General features: G+C 44.5%; 1 pseudogene. It reads left to right on the forward strand.

The annotated features are described in order from the left end of the window. Positions 1-328 (forward strand): annotated as a pseudogene (locus tag BACFIN_RS21405) (DDE transposase); the annotation flags it as partial.

Genomic DNA, 328 nt, shown 5'->3' on the forward strand with positions numbered 1-328 from the left:
AATTGCCGTACATTGCACATACAACGTCCCCGTAACAAGTATCTTGATGTACGCCGTGCCTATCTTGCTTATAGCAAACTGCGTAAACGCAGGAAATCACAGGCTCGTATGATTACACGAAGGTTACTTCAGTTATTGGAAAAGTTACTTGACCAGCTGGAGCAACTTCATTCATCCTACAGGAACAGGCTTGCACTATCCTCTGATTACCAAAGACGTTTCTCGGTCATACAGACAGTCCTTGAGCAAGGGAAGAATTTATTTGCAGGCAAAAAAGTGTCCAACCGTATCGTGAGTATCGACCGGCATTACCTTCGCCCCATTATCA

Origin of the sequence: Bacteroides finegoldii DSM 17565 (assembly GCF_000156195.1) — a bacterium.
GTDB lineage: Bacteria > Bacteroidota > Bacteroidia > Bacteroidales > Bacteroidaceae > Bacteroides > Bacteroides finegoldii.